Annotated in this window: 1 pseudogene; it reads left to right on the top strand. The window is 67.8% G+C overall.

Features of this window, described 5'->3' with window-relative positions:
* Positions 1–37: 37 nt before the first annotated feature.
* A pseudogene (locus ACQG3P_RS25330) lies at positions 38–230 on the top strand (hypothetical protein); the annotation flags it as partial.

Here is a 230-nt window from a genome sequence, read left to right as displayed (position 1 = left end):
TCTGTTGACCGGGCCAAACGGCCCGGAGGTTGCGGCAATGGCGCGCCCGGAAGGCACGTTGCACCGGCTTGCCGAAGCGGTGGTGCACCAGCGCCGGCATTTCCGTCAGCCGCTTCAGGTGGAGTCGCTGGCGGCGGCCACCCACATGTACGGGTCACTGTTGTACCGGCGCGTACGCGCGGTCACCGGCAACACGCCACAGCACTTCACGAAGCAGCTGCGTCTGGTCG

It is taken from the genome of Stenotrophomonas sp. SrG, assembly GCF_050031795.1.
Classification (GTDB): Bacteria; Pseudomonadota; Gammaproteobacteria; order Xanthomonadales; family Xanthomonadaceae; genus Stenotrophomonas; species Stenotrophomonas rhizophila_A.
The sequence above is the reverse complement of the archived record's forward strand: the minus strand, read 5'-3'. Positions and strand labels throughout refer to the sequence as shown.